Below are 18,472 nucleotides of genomic sequence, written 5' to 3' on the forward strand. Positions count from 1 at the left end.
CACATTAGGTATTTTTGCCAACTTTAAACAAGGTAAAAAACAACGCGACTGGCTTCAACAAACTCTCGTTATTGGGTGTTAAAGTCGAGCATCGCGTTACAATATGTTCCTTTCAATAAAAGAGCTTGGCATGCTGGCGTTTCCTGCTACTGTGACCGTGATAAATGTAATGATTTTTCGATAGGTATTGAGCTGGAAGGTACAGATTATGAGGAGTTTACTGAAATTCAGTACACTAAGTTAGCGGAAGTTACTGAGCTACTTATTAGCCAATATCCTGATATTCGTGACAATATGACAGGACACAGTGATATCGCGCCGGGAAGGAAAACTGATCCTGGGCCTTATTTTTATTGGGAACATTACCGTCAATTATTGAAGGAGTGAGTTGGATGACTCTCTTTATTCTATTGTTAATACTGGCATGGGAACGTGTTTTTAAGATGAGGGATCACTGGCAACTGGAACGCTATTTAGCCCCAGGTTTTGCCAAACTCAAATCGCATTCACTATGGGGTAGTTTGGGCCTGGCCTTTCTGGTTACTTTATTGACCTGGACGCTTGTTGATATTTCTAGCTCAGTTGCCTTTGGTATTCTCGCGATTATATTGGGTATCATAATCAGTCTGTTATGTATTGGCGCAGGCAGATTACGGCATGATTACCGTGGATATCTTCAGGCTGTGCGCCAGGATGATTTTGGACAGCAAAAAAAGTATCTTGCTCGTCTGACGATGATTCAGGGCACATTACCTGACACCACAAAAGAAGAGCGGTTGCGTGAGATACAGAATTCATTGATTTGGATAAATTTCCGTTATTATCTTGCCCCTATTTTTTGGTTGGTTGTATTGGGTAAATTCGGTCCGGCCGTTTTGATGGGGTATGGTTGCCTCAGAGCTTATCAAGGCTGGTTGGCACAGTATGCAACGGCAGTGCAGAGAGCACAATCTGGCGTTGATGGGATACTGCATTGGCTGGATTGGTTTCCTGCACGTTTGGCAGGTATTGCCTATGCGTTGTTAGGACATGGAGAGAAAGCCTTACCCGCTTGGATTGCATCACTCACTGATTTTCGGTCATCACAATACAAAGTAGTCAGTCAATTAGCACAATTCGCATTAAATAAAGAACCCCATCTTAACCCGATAGAAACGCCTGTTGCTGCTGTAACGTTAGCGAAAAAAGTAACTTTTGCTATTGTGATTATTGTCGCACTGTTGACGATTTACGGGGCATTAGTTTGATAAACAAGAGAGATAGAGGGCTAGGTGCGCCCTTTATTTTTCTGAGATAACAAATTGCTATGGCAACAAGGGCAGCGCTGGGGAATTTTTATCTGTATTAATTACTTTTATTGAATTCTAATTCATATTTTCTGCATAATTTTGGGTTTTTTGTCTTGCTGTAACGTTTTATTTAGCTCGTCTATGCGTTTTAAAAACGTTAAATTTCCCTAATTTCTCCTATCTTAAAATCCTTTTCGGTTATAATTTTCTAATAAAATTTAAAATATTTTGTTAAAATTTGCAGATTTTTATGATTTAACCCAAGGTCTTTATAGACAGCTAGTGAATACTTTGTTACTTTAAGACCCTGTATTCTAAATTGGTATTACCAATTGACTTTGACCTGTTAACCAGGGTTTAATGACTAAGATTTAGTCAGTGAGACTTAGTTGAGCAAGGCATAGTCCGAAGCAACATTTACTTATTGAATGGCTTACAGCAGATATGGCCTATAGCAAGATTCGCCAACCAAAGTTATCAGATGTGATTGAGCAACGTCTTGAACAGCTCATTCTCGAAGGCTCGCTACGCCCGGGAGAAAAACTGCTGCCTGAACGTGAGCTGGCAAAGCAGTTTGAAGTATCACGTCCTTCATTGCGCGAAGCCATTCAAAAATTGGAAGCCAAAGGCTTTCTTTTCCGTCGTCAAGGGGGCGGAACTTTCGTGCAGAACAATCTGTGGCAAAGTTTCAGCGACCCGCTTGCCCAACTTATTGCAGAGAATCAAGAATCCCAGTTCGATCTCCTTGAAGCACGTCATGCTTTAGAGGGGATTGCTGCTTATTATGCAGCCCTTAGAGGAACTGATGAGGATTTCCAACGCATTGAACAAAGCCATCTTGCCATTCAAGAAGCACAACAAAGCGGTGATGTGAATGTGGAATCTGATGCTGTCTTGCAATACCAACTTGTTGTCACGGAAGCTGCCCATAATGTGGTATTGCTGCATTTATTGCGCTGTATGATCCCAATGTTAGAACAAAATATCAGGCGCAATTTTGAAGTCATTTATACCCGTAAAGAAATGTTGGCAGCGGTGAGTGACCATAGGGCTGAAATTTTTCGCTCTATCATGGCGCGGGAACCAGAAAAAGCCCGTGAGGCTTCTCATCGCCATTTGGCCTTTATTGAAGAAGTTTTATTGGATCTGACTCGTGAACGTACTCGTCGTGAGCGTTCATTGAGGCGACTCCAGCAACACCAGGAATAAGAGCCTGTCCCTTGGGGCGTCATAGACAAATCAAATTCCCGAGTGGGTAGGTTCTAACTTAACTGTACAGATCCTGACTGCTGCGTTTGTACAGTTTGTCGACTCTTTACCGAGAGTTTTAGCGGCAATATATAGCAGGGCCTATCTTCCGGTCATAACAGGCAGTTTCGTCAAAAGGTATGACCAGAAGATAGGCTCCAATAACCATTAGAAAATAGATAACAGATAAGGAATACACCATGTCAGATATTTTGAAAAATGACGTGGATCCGATCGAAACTCGCGATTGGTTACAGGCGATCGAATCGGTCATCCGTGAAGAAGGTGTTGAGCGTGCTCAGTTCCTGATTGATCAGGTTTTGAACGAAGCTCGTAAAGGTGGCGTTAGCGTTGCTGCTGGTGCTGCAAGCCGCAATTACATCAACACTATTCCTGTTGAGGATGAGCCAGCTTACCCTGGCAACCTGGATTTAGAGCGTCGTATCCGTTCTGCTATTCGTTGGAATGCGGTGATGACCGTTCTGCGTGCATCTAAAAAAGATCTGGAGCTGGGTGGTCACATGGCTTCATTCCAGTCTTCCGCTACTGTTTATGAGGTTTGTTTTAACCATTTCTTCCGTGCTCGTAACGAAAATGATGGCGGTGACTTGGTATACTTCCAGGGTCACATTTCTCCAGGCGTTTACGCACGTGCATTCCTTGAAGGTCGTCTGACTGAAGAGCAGATGAACAACTTCCGTCAAGAAATTGCAGGTAATGGCCTGTCTTCTTACCCGCATCCAAAACTGATGCCTGACTTCTGGCAGTTCCCAACTGTTTCAATGGGTCTGGGGCCAATCTCCGCTATTTATCAGGCAAAATTCCTGAAATATCTGGAAAACCGTGGTCTGAAAGATACCTCTAAACAAACCGTTTATGCTTTCTTGGGCGACGGTGAAATGGATGAGCCAGAATCTAAAGGTGCGATCACTATCGCAACGCGTGAAAAACTGGATAACCTGGTATTCATCATCAACTGTAACTTGCAGCGTCTGGATGGCCCAGTAACTGGTAACGGCAAAATTGTTAACGAACTGGAAGGTATCTTCGAAGGTGCTGGCTGGCAGGTACTGAAAGTCCTGTGGGGTGAGCGTTGGGACGCACTGCTGCGTAAAGACACCAGCGGTAAGCTGGTTCAGTTGATGAACGAAACGCTGGACGGCGACTATCAGACATTCAAGTCCAAAGATGGTGCTTATGTTCGTGAACACTTCTTCGGTCGTTACCCAGAAACTGCTGCATTAGTCAAAGATATGACTGATGACGAAATTTGGGCTTTGAACCGTGGTGGTCACGATCCGAAGAAAGTTTACGCTGCACTGAAAAAAGCACAGGGTACTACTGGCAAACCAACTGTAATCTTGGCTCAGACCATCAAAGGTTACGGTATGGGTGATACCGCTGAAGGTAAGAACATCGCTCACCAGGTTAAGAAAATGAACATGGAAGGTGTTCGTCAATTCCGCGATCGTTTCAATGTGCCTGTATCTGATGAGCAGATCGAAAACTTGCCATATGTCACTTTCGACAAAGACTCTGAAGAGTCTAAATATCTGCATGAGCGTCGCAACGCACTGGGTGGTTATGTACCAAGCCGTCGCGTTAATTTCGACGAGAAACTGGAAATTCCAGCACTGGAAGAATTCAGCTCTCTGCTGGAAGAACAATCCAAAGAAATTTCTACTACTATCGCTTTCGTTCGTGCACTGAACGTCATGCTGAAGAACAAGTCAATCAAAGATCGTCTGGTTCCAATTATTGCTGACGAAGCTCGTACTTTCGGTATGGAAGGTTTGTTCCGTCAAATCGGTATCTACAGCCCTAATGGTCAGCAGTATACGCCGCAAGACCGTGAGCAAGTTGCATACTATAAAGAAGACGCAAAAGGTCAGATCCTGCAAGAAGGTATCAACGAACTGGGTGCTGCTTCATCTTGGCTGGCTGCTGCAACTTCTTACAGCACCAACAACTTGCCAATGATCCCATTCTACATCTACTACTCCATGTTCGGATTCCAGCGTATTGGTGATCTGTGCTGGGCAGCGGGTGATCAGCAAGCTCGTGGCTTCTTGGTTGGTGGTACTTCTGGTCGTACAACGCTGAACGGTGAAGGTTTGCAGCATGAAGATGGTCACAGCCATATTCAGTCTCTGACTATTCCTAACTGTATCTCTTACGATCCAGCATTTGCTTTTGAAGTTGCTGTTATCATGCAAGATGGTTTGGAGCGTATGTATGGTGAGAAACAAGAGAACATCTACTATTACATCACCACGCTGAACGAAAACTACCACATGCCAGCCATGCCTGAAGGTGTTGAAGAAGGTATCCGTAAAGGTATCTACAAGCTGGAAAGTCTGGAAGGTGCGAAAGGTCAAGTTCAGTTGCTGGGCTCTGGCTCTATCCTGCGTCATGTTCGTGAAGCCGCGCAGATCCTGTCTGCTGAATACGGCATCGGTTCCGATGTGTACAGCGTAACGTCCTTCACTGAACTGGCTCGTGATGGTCAGGATTGTGAGCGTTGGAACATGTTGCACCCATCAGAAGCACCTCGCGTTCCTTATATTGCTCAGATCATGAATGAAGCTCCAGCAGTTGCTTCTACTGACTATATGAAACTGTTTGCAGAGCAAGTACGTAGCTTCGTTCCTGCAAGCGACTATCGTGTATTGGGCACCGACGGTTTTGGTCGTTCTGACAGCCGTGAAAACCTGCGCCATCACTTTGAAGTTGATGCTTCTTATGTGGTTGTTGCAGCTCTGGGTGAACTGGCTAAACGTGGCGAAGTTGATGTGAAAGTCGTTGAAGAAGCTATCAAGAAATACAACATCAACCCAGAAAAAGTTAACCCACGTCTGGCATAAGAGGTAAAGATTAATGTCTATCGAAATTAACGTACCTGATATTGGTGCAGATGAAGTTGAAGTGACCGAAATCATGGTAAAAGTGGGTGATACGGTTACTGAAGAGCAGTCACTGATCACAGTTGAAGGTGATAAGGCTTCTATGGAAGTCCCTTCGCCACAGGCGGGTGTAGTTAAAGAAATCAAAGTTGCGGTTGGCGATAAAGTTGAAACCGGCAAATTGATCATGATTTTTGAATCCGCAAACGGTGCAGCAGAAGCTGTACCTGCGCAGCAAGCCGCGCCAGCGCCAGCAGCAGTAGAAAGCAAAGAAGTGAATGTGCCAGATATCGGTGGTGACGAAGTTGAAGTGACCGAAATCATGGTAAAAGTGGGTGATACGGTTACTGAAGAGCAGTCACTGATCACAGTTGAAGGTGACAAGGCGTCAATGGAAGTTCCTGCACCCTTTGCAGGTACTGTGAAAGAGATCAAAATTGCGACTGGCGATAAAGTGAAAACCGGTTCTCTGATCATGGTATTTGAAGTGGCAGGTTCTGGCGCCGCTCCTGCAGCAGCACCGGCAGCGGCTCCAGTAGCACCTGCGGCTTCTGCGGTCAAAGAAGTCAATGTACCAGATATCGGTGGTGACGAAGTTGAAGTGACCGAAATCATGGTAAAAGTAGGTGATTCTATCGCTGAAGAGCAGTCACTGATCACGGTTGAAGGTGACAAGGCTTCGATGGAAGTTCCGGCACCTTTTGCTGGTACTGTGAAAGAGATCAAAATCGCGACTGGCGATAAAGTGAAAACCGGTTCTCTGATTATGGTATTTGAAGTTGCGGGTGCAGCCCCTGTGGCAGCACCAGTGGCGGCTCCGGCTCCTGCGGCTGAACCAGCGAAAGCAGCAGCGCCAGCAGTAAGCAAACCAGCAGAAGGCAAAAATGAATTTGCTGAAAATGACGCTTACGTTCACGCTACTCCAGTTATTCGTCGTCTGGCACGTGAATTTGGCGTAAATCTGGCTAAAGTAAAAGGCACTGGCCGTAAAGGTCGTATCCTGCGTGAAGACGTTCAGGCTTACGTGAAAGATGCGATTAAACGTGCAGAAGCAGCACCTGCGGCTGCGGGCGGTGGTCTGCCTGGCATGTTGCCTTGGCCGAAAGTTGATTTCAGCAAGTTCGGTGAAATCGAAGAAGTTGAAATGAGCCGCATCCAGAAAATCTCCGGTGCTAACCTGAGCCGTAACTGGGTCATGATCCCTCACGTTAACCTGTTCGATGAAGCGGATATCACTGAAGTTGAAGAGTTCCGCAAACAACAGAACAAAGAAGCTGAGAAGAAACAGCTTGGCGTGAAGATCACTCCGCTGGTATTTGTGATGAAAGCCGCAGCGAAGGCATTGGAAGCCATGCCTCGCTTTAACAGCTCCATTTCTGAAGACGGTCAGAAGCTGATCCTGAAAAAGTATGTCAACATCGGTATCGCGGTTGACACACCTAACGGCTTGGTTGTGCCTGTATTCAAGGATGTCAACAAGAAAGGCATCATGGAACTGTCCAGAGAATTGGCTGAAGTTTCTAAGAAAGCACGTGCTGGTAAGCTGACCGCTTCCGACATGCAGGGTGGCTGCTTCACTATCTCCAGCTTGGGTGGTATTGGTACTACCGGTTTTGCACCAATTGTGAATGCGCCAGAAGTGGCAATCATGGGTCTGTCTCGTTCCTCCATGAAACCAGTCTGGAATGGCAAGGAATTCGTTCCCCGTCTGATTCTGCCTATGTCTCTGTCTTTCGACCATCGTGTGATCGACGGAGCAGATGGTGCGCGTTTCATCACTTATATTAATCAATTGATGAGCGACATCCGCCGTTTGGTAATGTAATACAAAGGCCGGTAAGTAACCGGCCTGATAATTACTGCCGTGACAGAGATTTTCGCCTTGCATCTGGCAGGTTGGGATTTCTGTCACGTTAACGCGCTTTTCAGGTTATTTACAATTCTGTAAACTGCTCGCGGTGTGTACGTCCCGGTGGAATATGTTTTTTTTTCGTCTGACTCGCCGGACAAACAATTAAGAGGTCATGATGAGTACTGAAATTAAAGCCCAGGTCGTGGTGCTTGGTGCAGGCCCAGCAGGGTATTCTGCTGCTTTCCGTTGTGCGGACTTAGGTTTGGATACTGTTCTGGTTGAACGTTACTCTACTTTGGGTGGTGTTTGCCTTAATGTTGGTTGTATCCCATCCAAGGCTCTGCTTCATGTTGCCAAAGTGATTGAAGAAGCAAAAGCACTGTCACAACACGGTATCGTATTTGGTGAACCACAAACTGATATCGATAAGATCCGTCTCTGGAAAGAAAAAGTTATTTCTCAGTTGACAGGTGGTCTGGGCGGCATGGCTAAGGGCCGTAAAGTTAACGTTGTTAACGGTGTTGGTAAATTTACAGGCGCTAACACTCTGGTAGTAGAAGGCGAGAACGGCGCAACAACGATTAATTTTGAGAATGCCATTATCGCAGCGGGTTCACGCCCAATTCAGCTACCATTCATTCCACACGATGATCCTCGTGTATGGGATTCTACCGATGCACTGGAGCTGAAAACGGTTCCAGGACGCCTGTTGGTTATGGGTGGTGGTATCATTGGTCTGGAAATGGGGACTGTTTACCACGCTCTGGGTTCTCAGATCGACGTGGTAGAAATGTTCGATCAGGTTATTCCTGCGGCGGATAAAGACATTGTTAAAGTGTTCACTAAGCGCGTCAGCAAGAAGTTCAACTTGATGCTGGAAACTAAAGTGACCGCAGTAGAAGCTAAAGAAGATGGCATCTACGTCACAATGGAAGGTAAAAAAGCACCGGCAGAGCCACAGCGTTATGATGCGGTTCTGGTTGCTATCGGCCGTGTACCAAACGGTAAATTGATTGATGCTGGCAAAGCAGGCGTTGAAGTTGATGATCGTGGCTTTATCCACGTGGATAAACAAATGCGTACTAACGTGCCTCACATCTTTGCTATCGGTGATATCGTTGGTCAGCCAATGCTGGCGCACAAAGGTGTCCACGAAGGCCACGTTGCTGCTGAAGTCATTTCTGGTAAGAAACATTATTTCGATCCAAAAGTGATTCCATCCATCGCTTACACTGAGCCAGAAGTGGCATGGGTTGGTCTGACTGAGAAAGAAGCAAAAGAAAAAGGCATCAGCTACGAAACTGCGACTTTCCCATGGGCAGCATCCGGTCGTGCAATTGCATCTGATTGTTCAGATGGTATGACCAAGCTGATCTTCGATAAAGAAACTAACCGCGTTATTGGTGGTGCTGTTGTTGGTACTAACGGCGGTGAGCTGCTGGGTGAAATCGGTCTGGCTATCGAAATGGGTTGTGATGCAGAAGATATCGCTCTGACTATCCACGCTCACCCAACACTGTACGAATCAATTGGTATGGCTGCGGAAATTTACGAAGGCAGCATCACTGATTTGCCAAACCCTAAGGCAAAGAAAAAGAAGTAATTCTTTAGATTTTGCAGTAGGTTAAGAAAAAATTTTAAACGGCTTTCAAATAGGGAAGCCGTTTTTATTAGCAACTGTTATAGATAATGTTTTTCATTGAACAGAATAACTTATTTGTAATAGGTTTAGTATCTTTAAAGATATTTTCTCAAACGATAATAATTTCCGACGAATATCCATTTTTCACTTTCAGAAGGAATTAATCTCATTGATGTTGTATCAGCATCAGGAAAGCCATATTGTTCAAACCCTAAATTTTGATAAAAAGGAACCGCATTAGGTTTAGCACTTACCCATATCTCTCCATCTTTTGATAATTCCACTACTTTTTCAACAAGTAAACTGCCACATCCATGATTGCCAGGATGGGTGAGCATAAATCCTATTTTATCTGTACCTTCATTGTAAAAAGAGGAACCCCCTGTGACAAAAGTCATCACTCCTATGGGAATACCTTGCACTCGGCAGATAAAGTAACGATGATGTTTCACGCTATTTATCTGGTGAGGGTCTTGATAGATATTCTCTATTTCATGGGATACGCTAATGAAAGTATTATACCTTTCTATATCTTGATAGGAGGAAGAATTTAATGTTGAATACCAATCACATGTGTTGCCCTTAATTTGAGCGAGTGCGAGAAACATTTCATTTTTATTGACTTCTTGTATAATTGTTTGGAATAACCGAGAGTATCTTTCTTTTGGTGATTCTCTTATATGTATTCTTGAGAAAATATTGTGAAACAGTTCTCTGGTTTTCATCATATATCTCCTATATGCATTTTTTTAATAAGTTTAAGATAATAAATAAAATTGTGTTCTCTGTGGTTTTTTATAGATAACATTTTCCACGCATTATTTTCCATGGTTTTTCCCATAAAAAATTGGATTAAATTTACAATAAATGGCATTGCCAATTTGAATTACGTGGGTGAGGAGTTCTCTTAAGTTGATATTTTCCATTGATTTTATGCCATTTATTGCTCGTGGCAGGGATTAATTTCATAGATTTCAAATTGATAAAATTACCAATAAATAAAAAGCCTAATTTTTGGTAAAAAATTTCGGCATCAGGTTCTGCTTTAACTTCTAATATACCTTGATGGCCTAAAGAGAGAGATATATTGATCACATGTTGAACCAGCAGACCACCATAACCATAACCGTTAGGATAGGTTAGTATGAATGATATTTGGTCAACGTTATCATCAGATAGATTAGGCTTGGCAAGGCTCAATATTATGAGCCCAACGGCTTTATTTGTAACTGAACATGAACAGATAAAATGGCGATAGTTCTGTAGACCTCCAGTAACATTTGTATCATTAAAGATTCTTTTTATAGAGTTACATGTACTGATGAATGTAGCATGTCTATTGCTAAACATTGCCCCTATGATAGGTTCATAAAACCAACTGGATTCATTTCTCTGGATTTCGTTAAGCGCAGATAGCATACTATGTTGATTAACTTCCTTAATTTTGGCCTGATATTCCGGATAAAATTTTTCTGATGTAAAAATTTCCGGATTATAATTTGCTCCTGCTATAGCGTCATGTTCTTCTCTGTTGGGCATAATCATATCCTTTTAAACGATATTGAAAGATTTTTGAGCCATATACCATGATTAGAAACTATGTTAAAAAAATTTAATATGGAAGTTTGCGTGTTCAAGTAGAAGATTCTGTATAGAAGTTAAGGGATTTTCAGGCCAGAATAACAACAAATAGCATTTAAAACTTTAATACCCTCTCTGAGCTAATTTATCCAGAATTTTATCATGGTTCAATGTTGATTTTATGTGAATGAATTAACATGCTATTCAAATTTTGGTATGCTAAATGCCCGAAGCTGAGCATAATTCTGATGTTATGCGAGCAAAATCCTCTGACCTTGCACCTTTGATGATTGTTTTCAGATGATCATTTTCTAATGATCATTAGCGGGTGCTGACAGCCGGGTATATAAAATGACAATGAGAGCGAGGAGAAAGTCGTGCTAGAAGAATACCGTAAGCACGTAGCCGAGCGTGCAGCTCAAGGCATCGTCCCTAAGCCGTTAGACGCAGCTCAAGCAGCAGCGCTGGTCGAATTACTGAAGAACCCACCTAAAGATGAAGACGCTTTTCTGGTAGATCTACTGACCAATCGTGTTCCTCCTGGTGTAGATGAAGCTGCTTATGTTAAAGCAAGTTTCCTTGCTGCCGTTGCTAAGGGAGAAACAACCTCTCCTTTGGTGACCCAGGAAAAAGCTATTGAATTGTTAGGAACCATGCAGGGTGGGTATAATATCCACGCTTTAATTGATGCTTTAGATGATGAAAAGTTAGCTCCGATTGCGGCGAAGGCACTTTCTCATACTTTGCTGATGTTCGACAGCTTCTATGATGTAGAAGAAAAAGCAAAAGCGGGTAATGTCTATGCCAAACAGATTATGCAATCATGGGCTGATGCAGAATGGTTCCTTGGGCGCCCTGAATTAGCGGAAAAAATCACCGTTACCGTCTTTAAAGTTACGGGGGAAACCAACACCGATGATCTTTCTCCTGCTCCTGATGCGTGGTCACGTCCTGATATTCCCCTCCATGCTTTGGCAATGCTCAAGAATGCCCGTGAAGGTATTGAGCCTGATCAAGCCGGTGTTGTAGGCCCGATTAAGCAAATCGAAGCCCTGAGCAAGAAAGGTTACCCGTTGGCTTACGTTGGGGATGTTGTTGGTACTGGTTCTTCCCGTAAATCGGCAACTAACTCCGTCTTGTGGTTTATGGGAGAAGATATTCCGTTTGTACCCAATAAACGGGGTGCAGGCGTGGTATTGGGCGGAAAAATTGCCCCCATTTTCTTCAATACGATGGAAGATGCCGGTGCTCTGCCAATCGAGGTGGATGTTTCCAAACTGAATATGGGGGATGTGATTGATATCTATCCCTATAAAGGTGAAATCCGCCATCACGAAACCAATGAGTTATTGGCGAATTTTGCACTGAAAACTGATGTTCTGATCGATGAAGTCCGTGCCGGTGGTCGTATCCCACTGATTATCGGCCGTGGTTTGACAGGCAAAGCGCGTGAAGCTCTGGGCTTGCCACACAGTGATGTATTCCGTCAGGCAAAAGCGGTGGCAAAAAGTGATCGTGGCTTCTCATTGGCACAAAAAATGGTTGGCCGTGCATGTGGTAAAAGCGGTATCCGTCCAGGGGAATATTGTGAGCCTAAGATGACTTCTGTGGGTTCTCAGGATACCACTGGGCCAATGACGCGGGATGAGTTGAAAGATTTGGCGTGTCTGGGCTTCTCTGCGGATCTGGTCATGCAATCATTTTGTCATACCGCTGCCTATCCAAAACCTGTTGATGTGACGACACACCATACTCTGCCTGATTTCATTATGAACCGTGGTGGGGTATCACTGCGTCCGGGAGATGGCATTATCCACTCATGGTTGAACCGCATGTTGTTGCCAGATACCGTGGGTACAGGTGGAGATTCCCACACCCGTTTCCCAATAGGTATTTCTTTCCCGGCTGGTTCAGGTCTGGTGGCATTTGCGGCGGCAACAGGCGTCATGCCGTTGGATATGCCAGAATCCGTACTGGTTCGTTTTAAAGGAAAAATGCAGCCTGGCATAACCTTGCGTGATCTGGTTCATGCTATTCCTTATTATGCGATCCAGCAAGGTTTGCTGACCGTTGAAAAGAAAGGTAAGCAAAACATCTTCTCTGGCCGTATTCTTGAGATTGAAGGTTTGCCAGAACTCAAAGTTGAACAGGCATTCGAGTTGGCTGATGCCTCTGCGGAACGTTCTGCGGCAGGATGTACCATTAAACTGGATAAAGAGCCAATTATTGAATACTTGCAGTCGAACATTGTCTTGCTGAAATGGATGATTGCGGAAGGTTATGGTGATCGCCGGACATTGGAACGCCGTATTATCGGCATGGAAAACTGGCTGAAAGATCCTCAATTGTTGGAAGCGGATGCAGATGCTGAATACGCAGCCGTTATTGAGATCGATCTGGCAGACATTAAAGAGCCTATTTTATGTGCGCCTAATGATCCTGATGATGCACGTCTGTTATCCGAAGTAGCTAACAGTAAAATTGACGAAGTTTTCATTGGCTCTTGCATGACAAATATTGGTCATTTCCGTGCGGCGGGTAAATTGTTGGATCAGCATAAAGGCCAGCTACCGACTCGCTTGTGGGTTGCTCCTCCGACTAAGATGGACGCCGCCCAATTAACAGAAGAGGGTTATTACAGCATTTTTGGCAAGAGTGGAGCACGTATTGAGATCCCAGGTTGTTCATTGTGTATGGGGAATCAGGCGCGTGTGGCAGATGGTGCCACAGTGGTATCCACTTCGACTCGTAACTTCCCTAACCGCCTTGGTTCCGGTGCTAATGTTTATCTTGCTTCGGCGGAGTTGGCGGCTGTCGCTTCATTGTTGGGACGCTTGCCAACGCCAGAAGAGTATTTACAGTTTATGGATCAAGTCGATGAAACCGCAGCAGATACTTATCGCTATCTCAATTTTGATCAATTGAATCAATACACAGAAAAAGCGGAAGATGTCATCTTCCAAACCGCAGTATAAAAAAGTATATTGCAGCGAATGGGGAAGCAAATGCTTCCCCTTTTTTTGTTTTTGTATCAGTCTGTGGGTGGCTCAGAGGTGGAAGTCGCTGAAATGTTTAAAATCCAAATGAAATTATTTGGCATCTGTAAAAATAGTCAGGGGGTATGTGATGGAATATGAATTTATGCAGGATGTTACCGGCCAGGTAACAACATCCTTTTCAATGGATCATGAAGCCATCGGTTATTGGTTGAATGAAGAAGTGAAAGGCGATTTGCGCGTATTGGATAAAATCATTGTAGCCTTGCAAAAGATTAAAGGTAGTGAACGCCAATGGCAGTTGGCTGGTCATGAATATACGCTATTGATGAGTGAAGATGAGATCATGATCAGGGCTAATCAATTGCAATTTGATACAGAGGTTATAGAAGAAGGAATGAGTTATTACGATAACGAGAGTTTGGCCTTTTGTGGGACAGATGATTTTATCAATATGTTGGCTGATTACAGAGGATTTATTCTGCAAAAAAGAAAACGAAAGCATTAATGTACAAGCAATGAAGGCTTTCTGCCATAATCTATGTTCCATCACATTCTTGTGTTGTGATAGTGGCTTTCTATTTTTTGAACAGGAGCCTATGTTTGCTGGTGGCGTTCATGGTGAGTAACGGCATTGAATGGGGATAGGTTCCAACAATAACGGTGGACTTTGTATGGAAAAGATCAATCTGTCACATGAGATTGATAAAGCGGCAAGCTGGTTTACCAACAATCAGGATCTACTGATTCAGTATGCGGTAAACATTGTATCTGCCATTTTGATTCTTATCGTTGGCTTATTTGTTGCCAAATTGGCTAATAAAGCAACCAGGCGTGTTATGTCACTGCGTGGCATTGATACCACCATTTCTGATTTTCTATCCGCGATTATTCGTTACGCTATCATAGCATTTACGATTATTGCTGTTCTTGGGAAATTGGGCATTCAGACCGCATCTGTGATTGCCGTCATTGGTGCCGCAGGTTTGGCGGTAGGCTTGGCATTGCAAGGCTCACTGTCTAATTTTGCTGCCGGCGTTCTATTGGTTATTTTCCGTCCGCTTCGCACTGGCGAATATGTCAGCATTGGCGCTGTAGAAGGAACTGTTACGCAAGTACAGATCTTCTCGACAACATTGCGCACGGCAGATGGCCGTATCATTGTGATCCCCAACGGTAAAATTATTGCGGACAATATTATCAATACCAGCCGTGAGCCTGATCGCCGTACCCAAATTATGGTGGGGGTTGCATATGATGCCGATATTGATGAAGTGAAAAGAGTGTTGGATGATGTGATTCAAGCAGATAAACGCATTCAACATGAAAAAGGTGTCACGATCCGCCTGCATGAAATGGCTCCCTCATCATTGAACTTTATTGTGCGTGTGTGGACCACCAATGGTGATGCATGGAATGTCTATTGGGATTTGATGGAAAACTTTAAGCGTACTTTGGATAAACACAATATCGGTATTCCATTCCCACAAATGGATGTTTATTTACATCAGCAAAACAGTGCCTTACAGAAGAAGGCAGACAAATAATCAAAATATCGTGGTGTGAGAATTTCTCACATCACTTTTCCTAATGATGCATTAGAATCATTCATTTTTACTAATGCATTACCTTGTTTAATATGCATTGATCTCGTAACTAATTGAATAATTATTAGGAATCTTTGCATGTTATCAACATTTATTGAGGGCTTTTTTCTTAGTGCTGCGATGATCCTTCCGCTTGGGCCACAAAATGTCTTTGTCATGCAGCAAGGGAGCAGAAAACAGTTCCACTTAATGAGTGCCACATTATGCTCCACCAGTGATGCGCTCCTCATCATTGCAGGGATATTTGGTGGCAGTGCCTTGCTGGGACAATCCGTACTTTTATTACAAGCTGTGACATGGGGAGGCGTCGCATTTTTACTATGGTATGGATGGGGGGCTTTTCGAACAGCATTATCGGCAGAAGTCGAACTCTCTCGTACTGAAAAAATTGTCCAGAGCCGTTGGCGAGTTATAGTCACGTTATTTGCTGTGACATGGCTAAATCCCCATGTTTATCTGGATACCATTGTTGTCTTGGGAAGTATAGGAGGGCAATTGTCAGCCGAGCTTCGGCCGTGGTTTACCACTGGAGCGGTAATGGCATCGATCAGTTGGTTTTTTATGTTGTCATGCTTATCTGCGTGGTTTGCACCGGTGCTTAACCGACCGAGAGCACAACGGATCATCAATATCTTTGTTGGCTGCGTGATGTGGTATATCGCCTGGAGCTTAATCAAGCAAGGATATAGATTTTTTATTGATGACAAGTTCGCTCTATAGATTAATGCCCTATAGATTACTTCTCCATAAATAGTGTGCTAATGTTTCTGAAAGCGCCTTATTCATGTCATTTTGGAGGTCTTGTGAAACGTAAATCACTGGTATTAGCTGCGATGATGGCTTTAGGAAGCCTGTCTTGCATGACGGCTTCCGCCGCTGACTCACTCTCTGTTCCCCATATTTCCACCTCTGGTAACGCGATAATTAAAGCGACACCAGATATGGCTACTTTGGTCATCCATGTGAGTGAAACTCAAAAGAGTGCGGCAGAAGCAAAGAACAAAGTAGACAGGCGCGTTGCGAAATATTTTGATTTTCTGAAAAACAGTGGCATCGAAAAGAAAGATATTGATGCCGCCAACTTACGCACTCAGCCAGAATATCAATATGAACAAAAGAGTGGAAAATCAAGTATTACGGGTTATAGGGCGTCGCGTTCGGTTGAAGTGAAAGTTCACAAGCTGGAGCAACTGAATGCCTTATTGGATGGCGCCCTGAAAGCAGGGCTGAATGAGATTAATTCCGTTCAGTTTGGTGTAAGTAACCCGCAACGTTATCGCGATGAAGCCAGACAAAAAGCCATTGAGAATGCCATTCAACAGGCAACTACTTTGGCAAAAGGATTTAACAGTAAATTAGGCCCTGTATATAGCATTAATTACCGTGCGCCTGAAGCTGTGCCTGTCCCAATCAGTCGCCTGAAATATCAGGCAAATCTGTTGGCCGCCCCAGCTTCTGACTCAGCCAGTGAAACTTACGAACCACAGAGTATTGAGTTTTCTGATCACGTTGATGCCGTTTTTGAATTACAGCGTTAATGAGTTTCATCTTCCTGACGTAACATCTGGCGCCCTCGTTTTAGCAGGGCGTCAGTGACTTTTCTCATCGTTCCACTTTCCGGAGCAAAACGATGCCAATAAAGCATACGGCGTTGGCACAGCCCGGGTGTTAGATCGACTAACTCGCCGGCTTTTATCTCCTTGTCAATTTGCAAGTGTGGGATCATACAACAAGTCGAACTTTGTTTTGCCAATTGCACGAAGGCTTCCGAAGAATTCACGATATGGCAGGGCACACTCCCCGGCGATAGATCGAAATTCTGTTGTAAAAATGCTTGATGCATATCATCTAAATGGTCGAATGCAACCGCAGGTGCTTTCAGTAATGCTGAACGCGTGACGCCATGCGGGAAAAAACGGTTTGCAAACGCGGGAGAGGCTACAAACAGGTAATCCAGGGCACCCAATTTATCAACCAAACAGCTTGGCAGGGGATGGGGCTGAATACTAATCGCTCCGACAACTCCCCCCCGCCGTAAACGCTCTTGAGTTCGGGTTTCATCTTCCACCTGAATATTTAGCCGAATAGGCAAATCAGACAAAACAGGGTGAAGAGCAGGTAAGAGCCACGTCGCCAGACTGTCCGCATTAACAGCCAGAGAAAGCAATAACGGGATCTCATTACTATTTTCATCACCAAGCCATTGCGCTTCCAGCAGTTCTACCTGATGTAATAGCGCCAGCAACTTTTGCCCTTGTTCTGTCGGGTGGGGAGGAACAGTGCGTACCAATAGCGGTTGACCAAACATATTTTCTAATTGCTTGATTCTCTGGGATACCGCTGATTGGGTAATACAAAGCTTTTGCGCTGCTCGCTCAAAACCACGTTCTTTAATCACTGCATCGAGTGCTTGCAATGATCGGTAATCAGGACGTTTCATTGAAAATAAGGTTCTCCATGTTTGCTCTTTTGTATTACAGCTCAATATTAAACATTATGTGGCCTAATTAACACTATTGAGCACTATGCCATATTTTTGCATGAGGTGAGCCAATATTGTTTATACTAGCCGTCAGATTTTTCCTTGTAACTGATTATAGGCTGTGATCAATATGACTCAGGACGAACTGAAAAAAGCAGTAGGTTGGGCAGCATTGGAATACGTTAAACCAGACACAATTGTCGGTGTCGGTACAGGTTCTACCGCAGCACATTTTATTGATGCGTTAGGCACTATCAAAGATAAAATTGTAGGTGCAGTGTCGAGTTCAGATGCATCGACTGAGAAATTGAAAAGTCTCGGTATTCCTGTGTTTGACTGTAATGAGGTTGACACGTTGGATATTTATGTTGATGGTGCTGATGAAATTAATGGCCAAATGCAGATGATCAAAGGCGGCGGCGCAGCGTTAACCAGAGAAAAAATCATCGCGGCGGTTGCGAAGAAATTTATTTGTATTATTGATTCGTCTAAGCAAGTCGATGTGTTAGGCAAGTTCCCTCTGCCAGTTGAAGTTATCCCAATGGCACGGGCTTATGTGGCTCGTGAGCTGGTGAAATTGGGCGGAACACCGGTTTATCGTGCAAATGTAGTAACAGACAATGGCAACCATATTCTGGATGTTCACAATCTCTCTATTGTCGATCCCATTGAGTTAGAAAATAAGATCAATGGAATTTCGGGCGTGGTAACGGTGGGACTCTTTGCTAATCGAGGAGCGAATGTAGTACTGGTAGGTACTGCGGGTGGCGTTAAGACGCTCACTGAATAATCATTTATTGAGGGCAGAATAGCCTGCCCTCAAAATATTTTGATATTTATTCAAAATAGAAAATTTAGTGATATATATCACA

Annotated in this window: 15 protein-coding genes; 12 read left to right on the plus strand and 3 right to left on the minus strand. The window is 43.9% G+C overall.

Features of this window, described 5'->3' with window-relative positions:
• Positions 1 to 48: 48 nt before the first annotated feature.
• From ampD to lpdA, 6 genes are all read left to right on the plus strand, one after another.
• Positions 49 to 387: a 1,6-anhydro-N-acetylmuramyl-L-alanine amidase AmpD gene (gene ampD, locus Xedl_RS06590; protein WP_083600282.1), complete on the plus strand. Its 339-nt coding sequence runs from the start codon at positions 49 to 51 to the stop codon at positions 385 to 387.
• A 5-nt stretch (positions 388 to 392) separates the two neighbouring features.
• Positions 393 to 1,247 carry a beta-lactamase regulator AmpE gene (gene ampE, locus Xedl_RS06595; RefSeq protein WP_074023021.1) on the plus strand — a complete coding sequence of 285 codons (855 nt, stop codon included), beginning with the start codon at positions 393 to 395 and terminating at the stop codon, positions 1,245 to 1,247.
• 486 nt (positions 1,248 to 1,733) lie between these two features.
• Positions 1,734 to 2,498 (plus strand): pyruvate dehydrogenase complex transcriptional repressor PdhR, encoded by a 765-nt coding sequence (pdhR, locus tag Xedl_RS06600; RefSeq protein WP_074023022.1) that lies wholly within the window; start codon positions 1,734 to 1,736, stop codon positions 2,496 to 2,498.
• A 239-nt stretch (positions 2,499 to 2,737) separates the two neighbouring features.
• Positions 2,738 to 5,401, plus strand: a complete 2,664-nt coding sequence (aceE, locus tag Xedl_RS06605) for a pyruvate dehydrogenase (acetyl-transferring), homodimeric type (RefSeq protein ID WP_074023023.1) — start codon at positions 2,738 to 2,740, stop codon at positions 5,399 to 5,401.
• A gap of 13 nt (positions 5,402 to 5,414) precedes the next feature.
• On the plus strand, positions 5,415 to 7,265 hold the full coding sequence (gene aceF / locus Xedl_RS06610) for a pyruvate dehydrogenase complex dihydrolipoyllysine-residue acetyltransferase (protein WP_074023025.1): 1,851 nt from the start codon (positions 5,415 to 5,417) through the stop codon (positions 7,263 to 7,265).
• Between the two features lie 202 nt (positions 7,266 to 7,467).
• Positions 7,468 to 8,895, plus strand: coding sequence for a dihydrolipoyl dehydrogenase (lpdA, locus tag Xedl_RS06615; RefSeq protein ID WP_143187397.1), 1,428 nt, complete (start codon positions 7,468 to 7,470; stop codon positions 8,893 to 8,895).
• A 134-nt stretch (positions 8,896 to 9,029) separates the two neighbouring features.
• On the opposite strand, the gene Xedl_RS06620 is transcribed toward lpdA, so the two are convergent.
• Positions 9,030 to 9,662, minus strand: coding sequence for a GNAT family N-acetyltransferase (locus tag Xedl_RS06620; protein WP_083600283.1), 633 nt, complete (start codon positions 9,660 to 9,662; stop codon positions 9,030 to 9,032).
• Between the two features lie 130 nt (positions 9,663 to 9,792).
• Positions 9,793 to 10,473 (minus strand): GNAT family N-acetyltransferase, encoded by a 681-nt coding sequence (locus Xedl_RS06625; RefSeq protein ID WP_074023030.1) that lies wholly within the window; start codon positions 10,471 to 10,473, stop codon positions 9,793 to 9,795.
• Between the two features lie 419 nt (positions 10,474 to 10,892).
• On the opposite strand from Xedl_RS06625, the gene acnB reads away from it, so the two are divergent.
• From acnB to Xedl_RS06650, 5 genes are all read left to right on the plus strand, one after another.
• Complete coding sequence (gene acnB / locus Xedl_RS06630) at positions 10,893 to 13,490, plus strand: bifunctional aconitate hydratase 2/2-methylisocitrate dehydratase (protein ID WP_074023031.1); 2,598 nt, start codon at positions 10,893 to 10,895, stop codon at positions 13,488 to 13,490.
• 151 nt (positions 13,491 to 13,641) lie between these two features.
• On the plus strand, positions 13,642 to 14,019 hold the full coding sequence (locus Xedl_RS06635) for a YacL family protein (protein ID WP_074023033.1): 378 nt from the start codon (positions 13,642 to 13,644) through the stop codon (positions 14,017 to 14,019).
• A gap of 166 nt (positions 14,020 to 14,185) precedes the next feature.
• On the plus strand, positions 14,186 to 15,058 hold the full coding sequence (gene mscS / locus Xedl_RS06640; RefSeq protein ID WP_074023034.1) for a small-conductance mechanosensitive channel MscS: 873 nt from the start codon (positions 14,186 to 14,188) through the stop codon (positions 15,056 to 15,058).
• Between the two features lie 138 nt (positions 15,059 to 15,196).
• Complete coding sequence (gene argO / locus Xedl_RS06645; RefSeq protein ID WP_074023037.1) at positions 15,197 to 15,838, plus strand: arginine exporter ArgO; 642 nt, start codon at positions 15,197 to 15,199, stop codon at positions 15,836 to 15,838.
• Positions 15,839 to 15,921: 83 nt separating this feature from the next.
• Positions 15,922 to 16,656: an oxidative stress defense protein gene (locus Xedl_RS06650; protein ID WP_074023038.1), complete on the plus strand. Its 735-nt coding sequence runs from the start codon at positions 15,922 to 15,924 to the stop codon at positions 16,654 to 16,656.
• Here the strand turns inward: Xedl_RS06650 and Xedl_RS06655 are convergent.
• Entirely contained in the window at positions 16,653 to 17,558 is a 906-nt protein-coding gene (locus Xedl_RS06655) for a LysR family transcriptional regulator ArgP (RefSeq protein WP_074023040.1), read from the minus strand. The two genes, Xedl_RS06650 and Xedl_RS06655, sit on opposite strands and share 4 nt — an antisense overlap.
• A gap of 172 nt (positions 17,559 to 17,730) precedes the next feature.
• Here Xedl_RS06655 and rpiA point away from each other — a divergent pair, with 172 nt between their 5' ends.
• Positions 17,731 to 18,390: a ribose-5-phosphate isomerase RpiA gene (rpiA, locus tag Xedl_RS06660; RefSeq protein ID WP_074023042.1), complete on the plus strand. Its 660-nt coding sequence runs from the start codon at positions 17,731 to 17,733 to the stop codon at positions 18,388 to 18,390.
• Positions 18,391 to 18,472 lie beyond the last annotated feature (82 nt).

The organism is Xenorhabdus eapokensis (genome assembly GCF_001908105.1).